Consider the following 20,224-nt stretch of genomic DNA (forward strand, 5'->3'; position numbering starts at 1 on the left):
ATTTTATGAAAAATTTATTAACCAGGAGGTACTATATGAGTACGGAAAAAGTTTATTCCTCACCCCAGGAACTGGAAGGACGGCTGCCTTTAAAGACTGCGATTCCTCTGGGACTTCAGCATGTACTTGCCATGTTCGCAGGAAACCTGACGCCGATTATTCTGATTGCAGGCGCATGCGGAATTACGGCAGGAAGTGAAATGCAGGTGGCTATTCTTCAGAACGCCATGCTGGTTGCCGGTCTTGTTACGCTGGTGCAGTTGTTTACCATCGGGCCGGTTGGTGCGCGCCTTCCGGTTGTTATGGGAACCAGTTCGGGCTTTATCGGTGTATGCAGCAGTGTGGCCGGTGTGATGGGAGGCGGTATCGTGGCCTACGGGGCGATCCTCGGCGCTTCGGTTGTCGGCGGCCTGTTTGAAGGCGTGCTGGGAATGTTCTTAAAACCGCTGAGAAAGTATTTTCCATCGGTTGTTACCGGTACGGTTGTTTTGTCCATCGGTCTTTCTTTAATCGGCGTGGGAATTAATTCCTTTGGCGGCGGCAGCGGCGTGAAGGATTTCGGATCTTTGGAGAATCTGCTTCTGGGTACCATTGTGCTGGTTATCATTGTGGTATTAAAGCATAAATGCAAGGGATTTTTGAGTTCTTCGGCTATTTTGACCGGCGTTATCATCGGATATGTTGTGGCGGCTGTTATGGGGCTCATCCTGCCTCACACCTTTGAATTTACGGATGCGGCAGCCGGAACTACGGTTGAGCTGACCAAATCATGGGTGCTCAACTGGGATAAAGTGGCGTCGGCTCCCTGGATATCCATTCCAAAACTCATGCCGGTTCCGCTGGTATTTGACGCTCGGGCGATTATTCCCATCGGCATCATGTTCATCGTAACTGCGGTGGAAACGGTGGGAGATCTTTCTGGTATCACAGAAGGCGGTATGGGAAGGGAAGCGACAGACAAGGAACTTTCCGGCGGCGTGATCTGTGACGGCCTGGGATCTTCTTTTGCGGCTATTTTCGGTGTGCTTCCCAACACTTCTTTCAGCCAGAACGTAGGGCTTGTGGGCATGACTAAGGTGGTAAATCTGTTTGCAATTTCTATCGGCGGCATTTTCCTGATCGCCTGCGGATTGTTCCCGAAACTGGCGGCTCTGGTTTCCATCATGCCTCAGAGCGTGCTGGGCGGCGCGGCAGTTATGATGTTTGCATCCATCGTTGTCAGCGGTATCCAGCTGATCACCAAGGATGAGATCAATTCCAGAACCATCACCATTGTTTCCGTTGCCATCGGACTTGGATATGGACTTGGAGCCAATTCGGCGGCCCTTCAAAACCTGCCTCAGGGAGTACAGCTGATCTTCGGCGGCTCCGGAATCGTGCCGGCAGCCATTGTCGCAATCGTGCTGAATGTGCTGCTTCCCAGGGAAGAGGGGAAATAATCTGTAAAATAGTACATAATTCATTGAAATTGAATATTTTGTTTTGTCCATCCTCCTGATATACTATGTAGTATCAAATGTATATTAGGAGGATATTTTATTATGTTGAAGCTGAGTATCTTGGATAAGGACAACGCTGTAAAATTTCAGGTTGAAGACAATGAACATATAATCGCCGTATATGAAGCCGAATATGAGAATGGTGATCATATTGTTCTGGAAACAGAGGATATCAATGCTTATTATGTGGTGAGAATTGATGATACCATGGATGAGGCATTTGTTTATGTAACAAAACCACAGGTGGATTATGTCATTCCGTTCGAGGAGAAGAGGGTTTCCTATAATCCGAAATCATTTACCGGGGATAAGCATTATCTGACCTTCAGACTGGCAAAGGAATTTGAAATCAAAGCATATAAAAACCTGGCTAAGAATGTGATGGACCAGCATGGTGATACCGGATGTTTCCCACACGCATATGCCAACGTGGAAACGAGAGGGGAAGCGGTGTTCGCAGCCCGCAATGCCATTGACGGCGTGCTGGCTAACGAATCCCATGGAAAATGGCCTTATGAATCCTGGGGAATTAATAAGCAGGATGATGCGGAGATTACGCTGGATTTTGGAAGAAAGGTGGATTTCGATAAGATTCTGCTCTATACAAGGGCTGATTTTCCTCATGACAACTGGTGGGTGAAGGCGACGCTGACATTTTCCGATGGAACGAGAGAAGTTGTGGAGATGGTAAAGAGCGTGAAGCCTCATGAATTCTGCATTGAGAAAAAGGGGATTGAGTGGATTAAGGTCAGTGAACTGATTAAAGCGGATGATCCGTCGCCATTTCCGGCGCTGAGCCAGATTGAGGTGTATGGAGTGGAAGGGTAGGTTTTATTGAGAAAGTAACGCCGGGAAGAAGGGGAACCCTGGACCGGCGGGAGGAGAAAAAAGAGAGAGGGGATTCGAGTTTCGCCCCTAAGAAGTACTACGGCCCGTAAGGGCGGAAAATGGCAGGGCGGCGCCCATTCACGATGAACTCTTGATGACTTCATCGTTCAGGGGCGCCTCAGACACTGATTCGGTATTCAGTGTCTGCCTGCCATTTTTCGCCCTTACGGGCCAAGTACTTCTAAGGGGCTGCAAACGATCCCCTCTCTCTTTTTTTCCTCCCGCCGGTCCAGGGTTCCCCTTCTTCCCGGCTGTGCATTGGCTGTTCTGGGGATATAAACCTACTATATTGCACTTTGGTTAGGAGGAGGAAGAGGTGAAACGGCGGTGGTGAAGGATGGTGGGTATAGAACCTTTGGGAGGTATGGACGGATGGGCGGAAGTGTTGGGGAAATATCTAAAATAGTGAGTTTTTTACACAAATATCAAAAATGGGTTACTGCAATCAAATATTGGTAATTTACTTGGTTATTGTGTAAAGGGTATAATTTTTATATCAACACGCGTGTTTATTTGGATAAATTTATTAGTGAAAGAAACTGTTTAATTGGAAGGAGGGGATATTTTCATTGAAAAAGACGAGAAATAAGAATCAGGGCGGCCGTCAGTTGTTCAATCTGGGAAATTATGCGGCTGCCATGAAAAGGGATTTTATCAAGAACCGGTATGTTTATATCATGCTGATTCCTGTTATTGCCTATTTTGTAGCATTTCATTATATTCCGATGTTTGGCACTCAGATCGCTTTTAAGGATTTCAGCATTGCCAAGGGGATTTCGGAAAGTCCTTGGGTGGGGCTGAAGCATTTTAAGGCCTATTTTAACAGTTATTATTTCGGACGGCTGATTAAAAATACCATACTTTTGAGCGCTTATAATATTTTGTTTGGATTTCCGGCGCCGATTCTGCTGGCTATTTTGATCAATGAAGTGCAGAATACGAGATTTAAAAGGGTGGTGCAGACCGTTACCTATCTTCCCCATTTTATATCCATTGTAATCGTATGTGCGCTTTTAAGGAATTTCTTCGCTATGGATGGGGTGATCAACCAGGTTTTGGGAACGCGTATTAACTTCTTTATGAGGGAAGATATGTTCCGGCCTCTGTATGTTGGTTCCGGAATCTGGCAGGAAGTGGGATGGGGGTCCATCGTATACCTGTCCGCCATTGTGGGCATTGACCATCAATTATATGAAGCGGCGGAGATCGACGGGGCGGGACGGTTTCAGAAGATTCTATACATAACTCTTCCCTGTATCGCGTCTACCATTACGGTCATGTTCATCATGAGAGTGGGTAAAATGATGACCCTTGGAGCGGACAAAGTCCTGCTCATGTACAACGAAAGCACGTATGCAACTTCTGATATTATTTCAACTTTTGTATATAGGAAGGGACTTTTGGAGCAGAGCTACAGCTATTCGGCTGCGGTGGATCTGGTGAACTCGGTAATCAACTGCGGGCTTTTAGTAGCGGCCAATAAGCTCTGCAAGAAGATCAGCGGCAGCGGATTATGGTAAGAGGTGAAAATAGATGAAAAAAAGGCTTGGCTTATTTGAAATTGTTAACGGCATTATCCTTAGTTTATTGATGATTGTCTGTTTGTATCCTTTCCTTTATGTTATTTTCGCATCGTTCAGCGATCCGTGGGAACTGGTGAAGCATAAAGGGCTGCTGGTGGCTCCCCTGGGATTTTCATTGGAGGGGTATAAGGCGGTGTTTTCAAACAGATCCATTTTAACGGGATATATTACATCGGTGGTGAATCTGGTGGCGGGAACTTCCCTGAACCTGATTTTGACGCTGCTGGCCGCTTATGCGGTTTCCCGTAAAGATTTTCTATTAAAAAGACCCATTGTAATTCTGATTGTGTTTACAATGTTTTTTAACAGCGGCATTATTCCCAGGTTCTTGGTGGTGAAATCCATGGGGCTTTATGACAGCAGGCTTTCTATGATTCTGCCCACGGCTATCAATGTGTTTAACCTGGTTATCATGAGAACTGCCATAGAGAATCTGCCGGACAGCCTGGAGGAAGCGGCGGTTTTAGAGGGGGCAAATGACTTCGATATTCTGTTTAAGATCGTGGCCCCTCTGATAAAATCCACAATCGCGGTTTTAGTGCTCTATTACGGCGTGGCCCACTGGAACCAGTGGTATCAGGCTTTGATGTATATCCAGACCAGGGAAAAATATCCTCTTCAGCTGGTGCTGAGGGAAATTCTTATAGGTAATTCAACGGAAAGCATGGCTGCGGGCGGAGTGGATTCGTCGGGAACCAGCGCAGTTATCGGTGAAGTGATTAAATATGCAACGATTGTAGTGTCAACAGTTCCGATTCTCAGCATTTACCCGCTGCTTCAAAAGCATTTTGTGAAGGGCGTTATGGTTGGTGCTGTGAAAGGTTAAAGATTGCTTGGAGGGCAAATTTATGAGGAAAAACGGTTTAATAAAAAGAAGCGTCAGCATGGCCATGGCAGCGGCAGTGCTGGTAAGTGCGGCAGGGTGTTCCGGGCCGTCATCTTCCGCAGAGAGCGGAAAGTCCGGCAGCCAGGAAAGTTCATCCGAAGGTGGCAGCGCAGCAGCAGGCAGTGCGGCCGGCACAGAGGCGAGCGGAGCGCCTTCCCTTACATACTGGGTGAAAATGGATTCATCTAAAATCGCTCCAACCACATCCAATTACGGCACCATCCTGTGCTATCAGGAAATGATGAAAAATACGGGCGTCAATGTGGAATTCATTCATCCGCCGGTAGGCCAGGAGACGGATTCTTTCAGCCTGATGATCTCAGGAGGGGAGTATCCGGACATGATTCACTATGACTGGGGAAATGCGGTTTCCGGCGGACCGGATAAGGCCATTGAAGACGGGGTGATTTTGGAACTGACTGATCTGATTGAACAGAACTGCCCGAATCTGAAGGCATTTTTGGAAGAGTATCCGGAGATCAAAGCGGCCATGACCACAGACAGCGGAAAGATCTACTGTTTCCCCAATGTCTATCCTTATTTTCAGGAAGATCCGGCCATCATGTGCAACCGGGGAATTCAAATAAGAAAAGACTGGCTGGACGAACTGGGGCTGGAAGCGCCTGAAACGGTGGAAGAGTGGCATACGGTTCTGACTGCATTTAAGAATAAGGGGACCACGGAATCCGGTTCTGAGATCGTACCTATGATTTCCAGGAAAATATCTGAGAAAACCAGTTTGGTGAGATCATTTGCCAATGCGTGGAACGGGATGGATTATGATTTTTACCTGGACAACGGAGTTGTGAAATTCGGACCCATTGAACCGGATTTTAAAGAATTTCTGACAACCATGAACCAGTGGTATACAGAAGGATTGATCGCGCCGGAGTTTTCCACCTACAGCGGAAAAGAGCATGACGCCCTGATTACCACCGGACAGGCGGGAGCCTGGCTGTCGGGCCTTGGAGCAGGAATGGGAGTTTATATCACTGCTTTGGGCGGAGACGACACCGTGATCGACGGAATCAAGTTCCCTGTGACAGAGAAAGGGGATACGCCGAAATATACGGGCGCCGATAATTATCCTTTCATCGGTCTTGGTATCGCCATTACCACCAAGTGTGAAGATGTGGAAGCGGCGTGTAAATGGCTGGACTACCACTACAGCGAAGAAGGAAGCATGCTTTTGAACTGGGGAATCGAAGGGGTCAGCTATGAACTGGACGACAAAGGGGAGCCTCAGTTTACCGATCTGGTTATGAAGAACCCGGAAGGCCTTTCCGTAGACGTGGCGTTGGGAAAATACGCCATGGTATCCCAGTTAGAGGCATTTGCAAAGGACGACAGGGTGGAGGCCATCCGCATGTGGAATTATCCGTCCCAGGAAGAAGCGTCTAAAATATGGAACGCTACGGATTTCAGCTACCGTTATCCGCCGACCGTCAGCCTGACGCCGGAAGAGGGAGCTGAACTGGCTGCCATATTGAGCGATATCACCACCTATCGGGATGAAAATGTTGTCAGATTTATTTTAGGGTCTGAATCAATAGATAATTACGACAAATTCGTAGAAACAATTAAGAGTATGAACATTGACCGGGCGATTCAGATTAAGCAGGATGCCTATGACAGGCTGGAGGCGAGGATGAAAAACGCCCAATAAATAAACGGGGGGTTGTTTGATGAAGCGGTATTCCAGCAGGCTGATATTTATAATTTCTCATTTTACCATATTAATTCTGGCAGTCATGGTATTTGTCGGTATTTCATACAGGATCAGGAATTACGTGACCAATGAGATGGCGGATAAGCAGGCTCTCGTGATGAAACAGGCGATGAACGCCACGGACCAGGAGATTGAAAAGGTGATAAAGAAAGCCATCGATATCTCCAGGGATGAATACGTTCAGTGGTTTTATTATATCGAGGAGCCGTTTACGCCGGATGAATTGTTTTATTCGGTGAAGCTGGTGGACCGTCTCCGGAGATTTTACAGCAATGATCCGCTGATTGAAGATTATTATGTGTATTTTGGAAAAAGCGGGCGTATCGCCAATGCAAACAGCTTCTATAAAAAACAGCAGTTTTATGATCTGGTCTGGTCATATAAAGACATGACGAGAGAGCAGTGGGAAGAGCGGGTTCTCAATGAGACGGAAAGCGGAGTATTTATAGGCGGACAGGTCATGAAGCAGGACAGCACGGAAAAGGAACTGTTAACTTATATTTACCAGATGCAGAAGGCCGGTAACTATGGCCTGGGCCAGGTTGTGCTGCTTCTGGATGCGGAACAGATCATCAGCCAGCTGAAGGTGGGAATCCGCCATGGAGCCGTGAAGATCACGGATTCTGAGGGCAGGCAGCTTTTGTACTGCCAGACGGAGGACGTGATCGATGCGGAGCTTCCGGCTTATGACCGGGAAGGGTGGAAAATCATCAACTCCAAGGGAGAGAAACTTTTAGTCAACAGTGTGTATTCGGAGAAGACGGGATGGATCTATACCTCCTACCTTCCTATGAAATATGTGACTGAGAATGCGGACTGGATCAACCGGCTGATTGTGACCGGAGTTCTGCTTCTGATGATCCTCGGAACGCCTCTCTGCTACTACTGGGCCAGAAAAAGCTATATGCCCATACAGAAAATGCTGCGCATTTTTTCGGAATCCGGCTATCGGCGGGAGGAAAAGGGAAAAAGCGATATGGACTATCTGGAACAGTCCCTCTGCCTGGTGCTGGAAAAGCATAAGGATCTGGAAATGGTCTACCAGAAGGCTTTGGATGACTACAACTGCCTGGAAGAAAACCTGCAGAATAAAAGCGTGTGGAAATCTTACCGGCAGGGCTCTGTTAAGTTTTCGGCCCAGGAAAAGCATAAATTGATAAATCTGATAAAGACCAGGGATAAGCAGGGATGGAACCGGGTTCTGAATGAGATTTATACAAAAAATGATTGTGAAAACCTGTCGCTGGCCGAGGTTCACCGCCTGTTTCTGTTCGTGGTGGATATGGTTTTAATCACTATGGATGACGATGGAGTTGATATCAGCCGGAGTTTTGAAGGCCAGGCAGGCCTGATCGACCACCTTTTGGATTCATCCGGCTGGGAAGAGCTGATAAACGCCATGGATAAGATATTTGAACATATCGGCTATCTGCTCAATGAAAACAAACTGGATACCAAAGAGCGGGTGGCGGAGAAGGCCATTGACTATATGAAGGCAAATTACAGTGACAATAATTTTGGTCTTGGCGTCATGGCGGATGCCCTGGGAATCTCCCAGGAACACCTTTCAAGGGTGATTAAAGGGGTGACGGGCAAGACCTATATGGAAATATTAAACGGCATCCGGATTGAGCAGGCCAAGATTTATTTGAGAACCACGGATATGAAACTGGATGAAATCGCGGAAAAAGTGGGCTGGGGAAACGCCAGGAACTTTATCCGGATATTCAAACAGCATGAAGGAATTACGCCGGGGAAATACAGATAGACCGGCGGAAAGAGAGGGAAAATGAAAGCATTAGCGAGATATGGAAAAGAATTCGGGGGTTACCGCATGATCGACATTCCGGTGCCGGAGTGCGGACCTGAGGACATTTTAATAGAGATAAAGGCGGCGGCCATCTGCGGAGCGGACATGAAGCACTTTAAGGTGGAAAACGGTTCCGATGAATTTAACTCCGTCAGAGGCCACGAGTTCGCCGGGGAAATTGTGAAAGTGGGAGAAAAGGTAACGGACTGGAAGGTGGGGCAGCGGGTAGTATCCGACAATAGCGGACATGTGTGCGGAACCTGTCCGGCCTGTGAGATGGGAGATTTCCTCTGCTGTCCGGAAAAGGTGAATCTGGGACTGGACAATAACCGGTGGGGCGGCGGCTTTTCCAAGTACTGCCTGGTGCCGGGGGAGATATTGAGAATCCACAAACACGCCATTTGGGAAATTCCTGACAGCGTGTCTTATGAAGAGGCTGCGGTTTTAGACCCCATCTGTAATTCCTATAAGGCCATGGCGCAGCAGTCCCATTTTCTTCCGGGACAGGACGTGGTTGTGTTCGGCACCGGTCCATTAGGTCTGTTTGCCGTGCAGATCGCCAGAATTATGGGAGCCGTTAACATCGTGATGGTGGGTTTGGAAGAGGATACCAAAGTCCGCTTTGCCGTCGCCAAAGAGCTGGGAGCCACCCATGTGGTAAACGCCAGCAGGGAAGACGTGGTAAAACGCTGTGTCGAAATCTGCGGCAAGGACAATCTGGGCCTTGTAATCGAGTGTTCCGGGGCCAATATCGCGTTAAAGCAGGCCATTGAAATGCTGCGGCCCAACGGGGAAGTGGTCAGAGTTGGAATGGGATTTAAGCCATTGGAGTTTTCCATTAACGATATCACAGCCTGGAACAAGAGCATCATCGGCCATATGGCCTATGATTCCGTTTCCTGGAGAAATGCCATCCGGCTTTTGGAAAAGGGAGAGATAAAAGTGAAACCCATGATCACCCACCGGATCGGTCTGTCCCAGTGGGAAGAGGGATTCCAGGCTATGGCGGATAAAGAGGCCATCAAGGTTATCATGACCTATGATTTTGACGACTAAAGGAGGGGCGGACATGAAAAATACGGAAGCAATCCTGGTTACTCCGGGTAAAATGGAGATTTTGGAGGCCCCAATGCCCGTTCCCGGTAAAAATGAGGTTTTATTAAAGGTGGAATACGTGGGAATTTGCGGTTCCGATGTCCACGGGTTTGAGCACGGCCCATTTATTCCCCCAAAAGATCCGTCCCAGAAGATCGGGCTGGGACATGAATGCGCAGGCATCGTTACCGCGGTGGGCGAAAACGTGACCAAATTCAAGGAAGGAGACCGGGTTACCATTGAACCTGGGGTTCCCTGTGGTAAATGCAGATACTGCAAAGAGGGAAAATACAATATCTGCCCGGATGTGGATTTCATGGCAACACAGCCCAACTACCGGGGCGCTTTAACCGATTATCTGGTCCATCCTGAAGATATGACTTACCTTCTTCCTGAAAATATGGACACCATGGAAGGGGCTTTGATCGAGCCGGCCGCCGTGGGCATACACGCCGCGGCGGAGGCTGGAATCAAGCCTGGGGATAAAGTTGTGATCCTGGGTTCCGGCTGTATCGGCCTCATGACGCTGCAGGCCTGCAGGGCCATGGGAGCGTCTGAGATCGTGGTGGTGGACGTGATAGAAAAAAGGCTTAACATGGCTGGAAAACTGGGGGCCATGGCGCTGATCGACGCTAAAAAGGAAGATTCCGAAACCCGGGTGAAGGAGATTTTAGGCCCCTGGGGAGCCGATGTGGTATTCGAAACCGCAGGATCGGCTAAGACGGCGTCTCAGGCGGTGAATATGGTCATGAGAGGCGGAAAGATCATGATCGTGGGTACCATATCGGGAGATACGCCCATTAATTTCTTAAAGATCAACCGGGAAGTGAAGATACAGACCGTTTTCCGCTACGCCAATAATTATCCCATGACCATTGACGCTGTGGCCTCGGGAAAGATCGACGTGAAGTCCATGGTTACGGATATCTACGACTATGAAGACGTCCAGAGGGCGTTTGAAGAATCTCTGAGCAGAAAAGCCGAGATCGTAAAGGGCGTTATAAAAATGAAGTGATAAAAATGCAGTGATAAAAATGCAGGGATAAAAATTAAAAAATAGGGAGAAAAAATATGCTCGCAAATATAAAGTACTGGGAAGAAATGGCCCAGAAAGGACAGTATGCCATTCCTCATTTTAACGTGTGGAATGCGGAAATGTTAATGGGAGTGATCGACGCTGCGGAGGAACTGAGGGCTCCAATCATCATTTCCTTCGGCACCGGGTTTGTGGGAAATACTTCGTTTGAAGATTTCAGCCACATGATGGTTTCCATGGCAAAAAAGGCCACGGTTCCGGTGATCACCCACTGGGATCATGGAAGAAGCATGGAGATCGTGTTAAATGCTTACAACCACGGCATGAATTCCGTGATGAGAGACGCTTCTGCCTTTGATTTTGAAGAGAACATCCGGCTTACCAAAGAGGTGGTCGACTATTTCCATCCATTGGGAATCCCGGTTGAGGCAGAATTAGGCCATGTGGGCAATGAAACCGTTTATGAAGAAGCTCTGGCAAACTATAAGTATACGGACCCCAGCCAGGCGGCGGAGTTTGTGGAGAGAACCGGATGTGATTCCCTGGCTGTGGCTATCGGAAACCAGCATGGGGTGTACACATCGGAACCGAAATTAAACTTTGAAGTGGTGGAAAAGGTGAGAGATGCGGTGAGCATCCCCCTGGTACTTCACGGCGCATCGGGAATCGGGGATGAGGACATCAAAACCGCCATTTCCCTTGGAATTACAAAAATCAACATACATACGGAACTCTGTCTGGCGGCCATGGACGCGGTCCGGGAACATGCAGACGATTCCTTCCTGGAACTGGAGCGGTACGTAAGACAGGCGGTTAAAAAACGGGTGGAAGAAAAAATCATACTTTTTGGAACGGACGGAAGGGTGAAATAATGTATGATGTTTTGATTATCGGCGCAGCAATTGTAGATCTTTTGCTGCGCCCAGTGGGCAGAGAAGTATTTGATGTGGACTCCTATCCGGTGGACGGCATGCCTATGACCATCGGGGGAGATGCGGCCAATGAAGCCACGATTATCACCAGGCTGGGACACAAGGTCTGTCTGATGGGCTGTGTGGGGGAGGACCCCATAGGAAGTTATATTTTAGAACACTGCCAGGCGGACGGAATTGACACTTCCTATATAAAAAGGCGGACGGATGTGGCCACCTCCATCAACGTGGGCCTGGTGGCGGCGGATGGGGAGAGGACCTTTATTACCAACCGCCAGGGAAGTCTTTGGAAGTTTTCTTATGAGGATCTGGATCTGTCTGTGTTTAAACAGGCCAGGGTCCTGTCTTTTGCCAGTATATTTAACAACCCTCTGTTTGACGGGAAAACCCTGGTTAAGCTGTTTTCCAGGGCTAAAGAGGAGGGCATGGTCATTTTTGCCGACATGGTAAAACCGAGGCTGAAGGAGAATCTGGAAGATATCAGGGAGGCCCTTTCCTATGTGGACTATTTCTTTCCCAATCTCTCAGAGGCGGCCCACATGACGGGAAAGGAAGACCCGGAGGAGATTGCCGGCGTGTTTCTGGAGTGCGGTGTGAAACATGTGGTGATAAAAACAGGAAAAGAAGGCTGTCTCATCAAAAACAGCCGGGAGACATTACATATTCCGGCCTATGCCGGAGCGGCCTGCATTGATACTACCGGAGCGGGAGACAACTTTGCGTCTGGTTTTATCAGTGCATTTTTAAATGGATGGAGTTTAAGAGACTGCGGGCAATACGCCAATGCGGTGGCTTCCGTGTCGGTGGAACACATGGGCGCCACGGGCGGAGTGAAGGACCGGAGTACGGCGGATAAGCGGTACGGTGAATATCTGAAACAGGTGAGGGGAGAAAAAGAATGAAGAAATTGAAATTAGGAAAATCGGGAATGGAAATAACTAGAATGGGCCTGGGCACCTGGGCCATTGGCGGCGGTCCGGCCTGGGGCGGGGATAAGGAGTTAGACCAGTGCATCCGCACCATTGCAAGCTGTCCCCAGCTTGGCATCAATCTGATCGATACGGCTCCGGGCTATAATTTTGGGCAGAGCGAAAAGATTCTGGGACAGGCATTAAAACAGATGAACCGGGAAGAGGTTCATATTATCACCAAATGCGGGATCGTGTGGACCCGTCAGGGCAGTCTGTTTAACAAGGTGGGAGATGTGCAGCTCTATAAGAATCTGAGCGGAGAATCCATCCGGGAGGAAATCGATTTAAGCCTTAAACGGCTGGGGACAGATTATGTGGATGTATATATGACCCACTGGCAGTCGGTGGAGCCATTTTTTACTCCTGTTTCAGAGACCATGGAAGTGTTAAACCAGTTGAAGGAAGAGGGGAAGATCAGGGCGATAGGCGCCGCCAATGTGACCCCGGACCATATCAAAGAGTATTTGAAATACGGGGATCTGGACATTGTGCAGGCCAAATACAGTGTTTTGGACCGCCAGGTGGAAGAGGAACTGCTCCCTGTCTGCCGGGAGAACGGAATTGTCCTCCAGGCCTATTCCCCTCTTGAGCAGGGCCTTTTAAGCGGCACCTATACGAAGGAATCCAAACCTCAGGGCGCCCAGTGCAATAAAAAATGGTTCCAGCCGGGAAATATGGAGCGGGTGATCGATATGCTGGAGCAGTGGAAGCCTCTTTGTGAAAAATACCAATGCACCATCCCCAGTCTGGCCTTAGCCTGGGTGCTGGCCCAGGGTGATTTTATCACCATTCTCAGCGGGGCCTGCGAAGAACGTGAGATAAGAGAGAACGTAAAGGCGGCCGGACTGGAGCTGGAAAAAGAAGATATTCTCCTGATGAGGGAAATGGCAGAGGCGCTGGAGCGGTAATAAAAGGGGAGCTGCATCTGTTATCTGCAGCTCCCCTTTTTCTCTTTTTATGATAGGAAGGAAAGACCGTTATGCAAGGGAGATGGGGCCGCCCCTCAGTTTTCCTGCGATGCTGATTCTCTTGATTGCCACCATGTAAGCGGCCATTCTCAGGGAAACCTGTTTTTCAACGCTCAGTTGGTATACTTCATTAAAGGCGTTCAGCATGATCTTTTTCAAGTGGCTGTTGACTTCATCCAGCTCCCAGGTCAGGTTCTGGATGTTCTGCACCCATTCGAAATAGGATACCACCACGCCGCCTGCGTTGGATAAAATGTCGGGGCAGACGATCACTCCTTTTTCAGCCAGGATTTTATCCGCTTCCACAGAAGTGGGGCCGTTGGCCGCTTCCACGATGATCCGGGCTTTGATGTCTCCTGCATTTTCAGCAGTGATCTGGTTTTCTAAGGCGGCCGGGATCAGTACATCGCAGCCGCAGGACAGCAGTTCGGCATTGGAGATATGGGTGACGCCCGGGTCCAGGTACTGGTCCAGAGTGTGGTTCTTATCGGACAGGAATTCCAGGATATTTTCCACAGGAAGGCCATGTTCGCAGTAAACTCCGCCGGTGTAGTCGCTAAGGGCCACAACTTTCTGACCGTTGGCAGCGAAGATTCTGGCAGCAGTACCGCCTACATTTCCGGAACCCTGGATGGCGATTCTGGCGTTTTTATCGTCCATGCCGCAGGCTTTCATGCACTCATAGGCAATGATGGTGGTTCCCCGTCCTGTGGCTTCCACCCGGCCTACGGAGCCGCCGATTTCAATGGGTTTACCCGTTACGATGCCGGGAACGCAGTGGCCTTTGAACATGCTGTAGGTGTCCATGATCCAGGCCATCACCTCGCCGTTGGTGTTCACATCCGGAGCGGGAATATCCTGGTCCGGTCCGATGAGAGGCAGGATTCTGGTGGTGTAGCGTCTGGTGAGGCGGATCAGTTCGTCTCTGGAAAGCTGTTTGGGATCGACTTTGATTCCTCCTTTTGCGCCGCCGTAGGGAATATTCACAACCGCGCATTTAAAGGACATCCAGGCGGCCAGGGCTTTGACTTCGTCGATATTCACGTCCTGGTGGAAGCGGATTCCTCCCTTGTAGGGGCCCCGGGCGCTGGAATGCTGCACCCGGTATCCTTCGAAGATTTTTATAGTATTATCATCCATCCGGACGGGGATGGAAACTTTTAATTCCCGCTCCGGATAGCACATGGTTGCATAGTCGTTATAGGATAATCCCAGAAGGGAAGCTGCCTCTGAAAGAACGGACAGCATGTTGTCATATGGATTATAAGCCTGATTGCTCATGATAATTCTCCTCTCTTTGATATACGTTAAAATATTTCACAGCCCAGTTCGTCCAATTTCGTTTGAAGCCATGGCTTGGATAAGCCTTTGCCGCTGGCGATATCCGCTTTCTGTCCGTCTTCCATGACGGAAACTTTAGAAGCTTTTTCAATCAGTTCCGCCGCTTCTTCCGGTTTGATCACTAAAAGGCCGTCTCCGTCGCCCACTAAGATATCTCCGGGACAGATGACCTGGCCGCAGACCGATACGGGTACATTGATTTCACCGGGGCCGTTTTTGTAAGGGCCGTTGGGGGTGACGCCTTTGGCGTATACGGAAAAATCGGTAAATTCCGCGATTTCATCCTTATCCCTGATACAGCCGTCCACAACAAATCCTTTGATTCCGGCGGCCATTGCCGTGCGGCTCATGATTTCCCCGCAGAGGGAACGGTGCATGCTGCCTCCGGCGGCGATTACGAGAACATCTCCGGGCTGGGCCATTTCCAGGGCCTTGTGGAACATCAGGTTGTCCCCTTCCGGACAACGCACCGTGAATGCGGTGCCCAGCAGAGGAACCCGGTTCATAGGAAGAAGAGTGCTGTCGCAGGCTGCGATACGGTTCATGCAGTCATCGATATTAGCGACGGGAAGTCCCTTGAATCCTTCGATCAGGGAAGGGGAGGGGCGGTTGATTTTTGTATAGATTCGGCATCCGATATTTGACATGGTAAACATCCTTTCTTTTCGTTGTGAATGAAACGGTTACAGTTTTTCCAGGGCGGTTTTGATTCTTGCAGCCGCTTCCATCAGGTCTTCCATGGAGTTGGCGAAAGAGAACCGCATGCACTGGGAACCGCCTAAACCGTAGGCGTCTCCGGGAACTCCGACAACGCGGGCCTCTTCCAAAAGGTAGTCGCAGATTTCATAAGAGGTTTTTCCTGGTATGTTGAATTTTGCCCAGGCGTAAAACGCGCCTTCCGGATATTTGCAGGTCACATGGGGGATCTGGTTTAAAGCGCCGATGAAGGCCTTCCGCCTTTCGTCGTAGCAGCGGCGCATCTCTTCCATTTCCTCATGGCAGTCTAAGGCCGCAACCCCGCCGTCCTGTATAAAGCCGCTGGTGCAGGTCATCATGTGCTGCCATAAGCTGACCATCCGCTTCATGATCTGGTCGGACGCACAGGCGTATCCCAGCCTCCAGCCGGTCATGGCTGCGCATTTGGAGAAGCCGTTTATGGTGATTACGCGTTCTGCGATTTCAGGGTAGCTGGCCGGGCTGATGTGTTGGTTTCCGTCAAAAATGATCTTTTCATAGACTTCGTCGGAAAGAAGCACCACATCGGGATGGGCTGTAAGGTATTTCACCAGTTCTATGGCTTCGTCTTCATGAAGAATCCGGCCTGTGGGGTTGCATGGGTAGTTGATGATGATCATCTTTGTCTTTTCAGTTGTGGCCGCTTCCAAAAGGGCGGCGTTTAGATGGTAATCATCCTCATAGGAAAGGCCGATGGAAACAGGGGTGCCGCCGGAGGCCTGTACGATGGGGGCGTAGGAAACCCAGCAGGGTTCCGGGCAGAGCACCTGGTCTCCGGGGTTTAAAAGAGCCCTCACCGCATTGTAGATGGCCATCTTTCCGCCGGGGGTGATTAAGATGTTTCCGGGCGTGCAGGAAATGTGGTTTTCATTCTGAAGTTTTAAAGCCACTTTTTTGCACAGTTCCGGGATCCCTTTTCCCAGGGTGTAATGGGTGTTTCCCTTTACAGTCATGCCTTCATAGGCCGCGTCGCAGATCTTTTTGGGAGTGGGGAAATCCGGGTCCCCTCCGCCGAGGCCGATGACGTCAATGCCGTCCATTTTCATCAGTTTGGCTTTTTCAATATATTTGATGGACTCTGAGGGCTTTAAGTTTTCGACGGCCTCATTAAATGTTATACTCATGATTTTTCCTCCTTTGGTTGGTTTCGTATCTCATGTCTGCATTGTAGCATGGAAAGGAATTGAGGAAAAATGAATAATATCATTGTAATTTATTAACAAAATTTATATTAGGTGGTGGAATTGTATGAACTATATGGAGATCGAAACATTTTTAATGATCGTTGAGACGAAGAGCATTACGAAAACCGGCGAACAGTTATTTCTTTCCCAGCCCACGGTCAGCCATCGGTTAAAAATGCTGGAAGAGGAGCTGAATATGCAGCTTGTAACCAGGAAAAAAGGCCATAAGTCCATTGAACTGACTGCCCAGGGAGAAGAATTCATTCCCATTGCGGAAAAATGGATCAGCCTGTGGAAGGAAACCCAGATGCTCTGCATGGGGAAAGAGAAAACATTTTTAACGGTGGGCGCCATTGACACTCTGAGCACAACCGTATTTACGCCGCTGTACCGGAAACTGATCGAAAGCGATCCGTCCATAAGCATCCGCATAAAAACACACCAGTCCTATGAGCTGTACGGGCTTTTGGAAAAGCATGAAATAGATGTGGGATTTGTATATCACAATCTATACTGTAAAAACATCATTACCACGCCTGTGATGGTGGAGAACATGTATTTGGTGCAGTCGCCGGGCAGGCAGATAAGAAAAGAATCCATCCACACCGATGAACTGGATCCGTCCGGGGAACTGTTCTTTAATTGGGAGACCAACTACCATATCTGGCATGAGCAGTGGATTAACCGGAAAAATGTGCCCCGGATCCAGGTGGACAGCTATGGACTGGTAAAAAATCTGATGGCCAATCAAAATTTGTGGATGATAGCGCCTGAAACCGTAGTTTTGTGCCTGGCCCGGGAACTCCCCATCTATATCAGCAGGATTGCCAATGAGGTGAGCCCCCCGCAGAGGATTACCTATAAGATCCGGCATAAGAATGCAAATGCCTCCGTCAGAAAGGCATCCGGCATTCTGGACGACCTGATGAAGCCTTATCTGGACCGGGAAAAATTAGATCCCAGGCGTTTGATGGAGAGCCGGAAGGAATGTGAAATTAATAGAAATCGTTAATAATTAATAGTAACAGAATCAATTATTATTGCCGGAGCAGGCTGTGATATAGTTAATGCAAAGTTTGAAAGGATGGTGAACATATGGCCCCGCGGTTTTTACTCAACGGAGATTCGGCAGTTTCCGTGGAACTGGGAACGGAAATCAATATAGAAACCAGCAAAAAGGTCAGGGCTTTGATGGCGGCGCTGGAAACCTGCAAAACGGACGCAATCGTGGAGACAGTGCCCGCATATGCGTCCCTGATGATCCATTACCGGCCGGAACTCATGAATATTTATCAATTGAAAGAGCTGGTGAGCCGGTGCCTGGACAGCGGTGAGAAAAAAGAACAGGACAAGGCTGTGATAACGGAAATCCCCGTGCTATACGGAGGGGATACGGGGATGGATTTGGAGGAATGTGCCAGGATGGAAGGGATCAGCGTCCCGGAGCTGATCTCCATCCATTCCGGTTTTGACTATTATGTTTATATGCTGGGATTCGCTCCCGGCCACCCGTATTGCGCCAGAATGGAACGTCCTTTCTCCTTCAAAAGAAGGACGGAACCCAGAATTAAAGTGGGGGCGGGATCGGTGGTGGTATCTGGGGAATTATCCAATATACTGCCATTTGACCAGCCCTGCGGCTGGAATGTGATCGGAAATACCCCTGTAAAACTCTGTGATTATTCAAAGCCGGAACCATTTCTTCTGGAAGCGGGCCGCTGGATCCGGTTTATTCCGGTAAGCGAACCGGAGTATAAGGAAATTCTGAGAGAAGCAGAACTGGGGAATTATAAGTGCAGGGAACTTGAAAAGGTGGTGGAACATTGAGCATTTACATAGAAGAAGCCGGAATACTCACTACGATTCAGGACGGGGGACGGCTGGGGTATCAGAAATACGGGGTATCGCCGGCCGGCCCAATGGATCCAAGATCCTTTTACCTGGCCAATCTGCTGGCCGGGAACAAAAAGGAAGAGGGAGCGCTGGAGCTGACATATGCGGGGGTGAAAATGAGATTTGGACAGGCCAATGTGATCGCCGTAACCGGCGGGGATCTTTGTCCGCAGATAGACGGCCGTCCGGTTCCCATGTATCAGGCCGTGACAGTCCGAAAGGGAGAAACCCTGGCTTTTACGGGCTGTAAAAACGGATGCAGGTCTTATGTGGCATTTGCAGGAGGGCTGAAAATCCCCTTGTTTCTGGGAAGCAAATCCACACTGATAAGAAATGGAATCGGCGGTGCAGATGGGCGGAAATTACAAAAAGGGGATTGTCTGGAATTTGAAAATCCCAGGGAAACACTTCCCGATATGGAAAAACGGAAACTGCCCGGAGAAATATTTCCGTCGAAAACAGTCTTTTTGCGTGTGGTAAAGGGCCCACAGGACGATTTTTTTACAGAGGCGGGGCTGAAACAGTTCTTTTGGCATGGCGGCACCATTACCAGCCAGTTTGACCGCATGGGATGCCGTTTGGAGTGTGAGAAGGCAATTGAACATAAAAAGGACGGTAATATCATATCGGACGGTATTGCATTTGGTTCCATACAGGTTCCCACCAATGGCCATCCCATCATCATGATGGCGGACAGGCAGAGCACGGGAGGATACGCCAAGATTGCCACTGTGATAACGCCGGATCTTACGCTGCTTTCCCAATGCGTTCCCGGGGATAAACTGATGTTTGTGGAAGTGGGTATTGATACGGCACAGCTTGCGGCCATAAGGCAGATTAACTATTTGAATGAACTGGAACAGAGATTTTACACAGGCATATAAGGAGGATTGGGATGTTCAGAATAGACTTAAACAGTGATTTGGGGGAAAGCTTCGGCGCTTACCGGATGGAGGGGGATGAGGAGATCATCAAATACGTAACCAGCGTCAATGTGGCATGCGGATGGCATGCCGGCGACCCCATGGTCATGGACCGCACCGTTAAACTGGCTAAAAAATATGGCGCCGGTATCGGAGCCCATCCCGGATATCCGGATTTGATGGGATTTGGAAGAAGAAAAATGATACTCAGCCCGATGGAAATTAAAAATTATATGAAGTACCAGATCGGGGCCCTGGATGCGTTTGTGCGGAGCGAAGGGCTGAAGATGCAGCATGTGGCTCCCCACGGAGCCCTGGGAAATGCCTGCCAATACGACAGGGAGATATCCAGGGCCATCTGCGAGGCGGTCTGTGAAGTGGATAAGGAGCTGATGATCTATTATTGTGCGGGCGCGGTTCTGGGACAAGAAGCCCGGCGGATGGGGCTTCAAACCGCCTCGGAAATATTTGCCGACCGGGCCTATGAAGAGGATCTTTCTTTGGTTCCCCGTTCCAGGCCGGGATCCATGATTACGGACGAAGAAGAGGCCGTTTTAAGAAGCATCCGCATGATAAAAGAAGGAAAGGTAACAACCATTGGAGGAAAGGATGTGGATATAAAGGGGGATACGCTTTGTGTACATGGGGACGGGCCCAAGGCAATGGAATTTGTCAAAAAAATATGCCGGGCGCTGGCCGGGGAAGGCATTGAACTGAAAAACATTAAACAATGACGGCTTTCACTGCCGCA

The 20,224-nt window shown here is 49.1% G+C and carries 18 protein-coding genes; 15 read left to right on the forward strand and 3 right to left on the reverse strand.

Annotated elements, in window-relative coordinates; genetic code table 11:
* The first annotated feature begins 35 nt into the window (after nucleotides 1–35).
* From GPL15_RS03725 to GPL15_RS03775, 11 genes are all read left to right on the forward strand, one after another.
* Nucleotides 36–1,439: a nucleobase:cation symporter-2 family protein gene (locus GPL15_RS03725; protein WP_215696159.1), complete on the forward strand. Its 1,404-nt coding sequence runs from the start codon at nucleotides 36–38 to the stop codon at nucleotides 1,437–1,439.
* A 102-nt stretch (nucleotides 1,440–1,541) separates the two neighbouring features.
* Nucleotides 1,542–2,327, forward strand: a complete 786-nt coding sequence (locus GPL15_RS03730; protein ID WP_252198076.1) for a carbohydrate-binding protein — start codon at nucleotides 1,542–1,544, stop codon at nucleotides 2,325–2,327.
* A 629-nt stretch (nucleotides 2,328–2,956) separates the two neighbouring features.
* Nucleotides 2,957–3,907 (forward strand): ABC transporter permease subunit, encoded by a 951-nt coding sequence (locus GPL15_RS03735; RefSeq protein ID WP_252198077.1) that lies wholly within the window; start codon nucleotides 2,957–2,959, stop codon nucleotides 3,905–3,907.
* Between the two features lie 13 nt (nucleotides 3,908–3,920).
* On the forward strand, nucleotides 3,921–4,796 hold the full coding sequence (locus tag GPL15_RS03740; protein WP_215696161.1) for a carbohydrate ABC transporter permease: 876 nt from the start codon (nucleotides 3,921–3,923) through the stop codon (nucleotides 4,794–4,796).
* A 22-nt stretch (nucleotides 4,797–4,818) separates the two neighbouring features.
* On the forward strand, nucleotides 4,819–6,522 hold the full coding sequence (locus tag GPL15_RS03745) for an extracellular solute-binding protein (RefSeq protein WP_215696163.1): 1,704 nt from the start codon (nucleotides 4,819–4,821) through the stop codon (nucleotides 6,520–6,522).
* Nucleotides 6,523–6,541: 19 nt separating this feature from the next.
* A complete protein-coding gene (locus GPL15_RS03750; protein ID WP_215696165.1) occupies nucleotides 6,542–8,353 on the forward strand; it encodes a helix-turn-helix domain-containing protein in 1,812 nt (603 codons plus the stop codon).
* A gap of 21 nt (nucleotides 8,354–8,374) precedes the next feature.
* A complete protein-coding gene (locus GPL15_RS03755; protein WP_215696167.1) occupies nucleotides 8,375–9,451 on the forward strand; it encodes a zinc-binding dehydrogenase in 1,077 nt (358 codons plus the stop codon).
* 13 nt (nucleotides 9,452–9,464) lie between these two features.
* Nucleotides 9,465–10,505, forward strand: a complete 1,041-nt coding sequence (locus tag GPL15_RS03760; protein ID WP_215696169.1) for an NAD(P)-dependent alcohol dehydrogenase — start codon at nucleotides 9,465–9,467, stop codon at nucleotides 10,503–10,505.
* Between the two features lie 56 nt (nucleotides 10,506–10,561).
* The gene (locus GPL15_RS03765; RefSeq protein WP_215696171.1) at nucleotides 10,562–11,398 is read left to right on the forward strand and encodes a ketose-bisphosphate aldolase; all 837 of its coding nucleotides are present in this window, start codon (nucleotides 10,562–10,564) and stop codon (nucleotides 11,396–11,398) included.
* On the forward strand, nucleotides 11,398–12,360 hold the full coding sequence (locus GPL15_RS03770; RefSeq protein WP_215696173.1) for a carbohydrate kinase family protein: 963 nt from the start codon (nucleotides 11,398–11,400) through the stop codon (nucleotides 12,358–12,360). The genes GPL15_RS03765 and GPL15_RS03770 overlap by 1 nt, the downstream gene beginning before the upstream one ends.
* Entirely contained in the window at nucleotides 12,357–13,337 is a 981-nt protein-coding gene (locus tag GPL15_RS03775; protein ID WP_215696175.1) for an aldo/keto reductase, read from the forward strand. Before GPL15_RS03770 ends, GPL15_RS03775 begins: the two co-directional genes overlap by 4 nt.
* A gap of 69 nt (nucleotides 13,338–13,406) precedes the next feature.
* Here the strand turns inward: GPL15_RS03775 and GPL15_RS03780 are convergent, their stop codons facing one another.
* The 3 genes from GPL15_RS03780 to GPL15_RS03790 are packed head-to-tail and all read right to left on the reverse strand — an operon-like array spanning nucleotide 13,407 to nucleotide 16,597.
* A complete protein-coding gene (locus GPL15_RS03780; RefSeq protein ID WP_215696177.1) occupies nucleotides 13,407–14,678 on the reverse strand; it encodes a Glu/Leu/Phe/Val dehydrogenase in 1,272 nt (423 codons plus the stop codon).
* A 26-nt stretch (nucleotides 14,679–14,704) separates the two neighbouring features.
* A complete protein-coding gene (locus tag GPL15_RS03785; protein WP_215696179.1) occupies nucleotides 14,705–15,385 on the reverse strand; it encodes an RraA family protein in 681 nt (226 codons plus the stop codon).
* 36 nt (nucleotides 15,386–15,421) lie between these two features.
* The gene (locus tag GPL15_RS03790) at nucleotides 15,422–16,597 is read right to left on the reverse strand and encodes a pyridoxal phosphate-dependent aminotransferase (protein WP_215696181.1); all 1,176 of its coding nucleotides are present in this window, start codon (nucleotides 16,595–16,597) and stop codon (nucleotides 15,422–15,424) included.
* Between the two features lie 124 nt (nucleotides 16,598–16,721).
* Between GPL15_RS03790 and GPL15_RS03795 the strand changes: the two genes are divergently transcribed.
* The 4 genes from GPL15_RS03795 (at nucleotide 16,722) to GPL15_RS03810 (ending at nucleotide 20,207) form a co-directional block, all read left to right on the forward strand.
* On the forward strand, nucleotides 16,722–17,669 hold the full coding sequence (locus GPL15_RS03795) for a LysR family transcriptional regulator (RefSeq protein ID WP_215696183.1): 948 nt from the start codon (nucleotides 16,722–16,724) through the stop codon (nucleotides 17,667–17,669).
* Between the two features lie 83 nt (nucleotides 17,670–17,752).
* Nucleotides 17,753–18,484, forward strand: coding sequence for a 5-oxoprolinase subunit PxpB (pxpB, locus tag GPL15_RS03800; RefSeq protein WP_215696185.1), 732 nt, complete (start codon nucleotides 17,753–17,755; stop codon nucleotides 18,482–18,484).
* Nucleotides 18,481–19,434, forward strand: a complete 954-nt coding sequence (locus GPL15_RS03805; RefSeq protein ID WP_215696187.1) for a biotin-dependent carboxyltransferase family protein — start codon at nucleotides 18,481–18,483, stop codon at nucleotides 19,432–19,434. Before pxpB ends, GPL15_RS03805 begins: the two co-directional genes overlap by 4 nt.
* Before the next feature lie 11 nt (nucleotides 19,435–19,445).
* A complete protein-coding gene (locus GPL15_RS03810; RefSeq protein WP_215696189.1) occupies nucleotides 19,446–20,207 on the forward strand; it encodes a 5-oxoprolinase subunit PxpA in 762 nt (253 codons plus the stop codon).
* The last annotated feature ends 17 nt before the right edge of the window (nucleotides 20,208–20,224 follow it).

It is taken from the genome of Clostridium sp. MCC353 (assembly GCF_018785315.1).
Classification (GTDB): domain Bacteria; phylum Bacillota; class Clostridia; order Lachnospirales; family Lachnospiraceae; genus CHH4-2.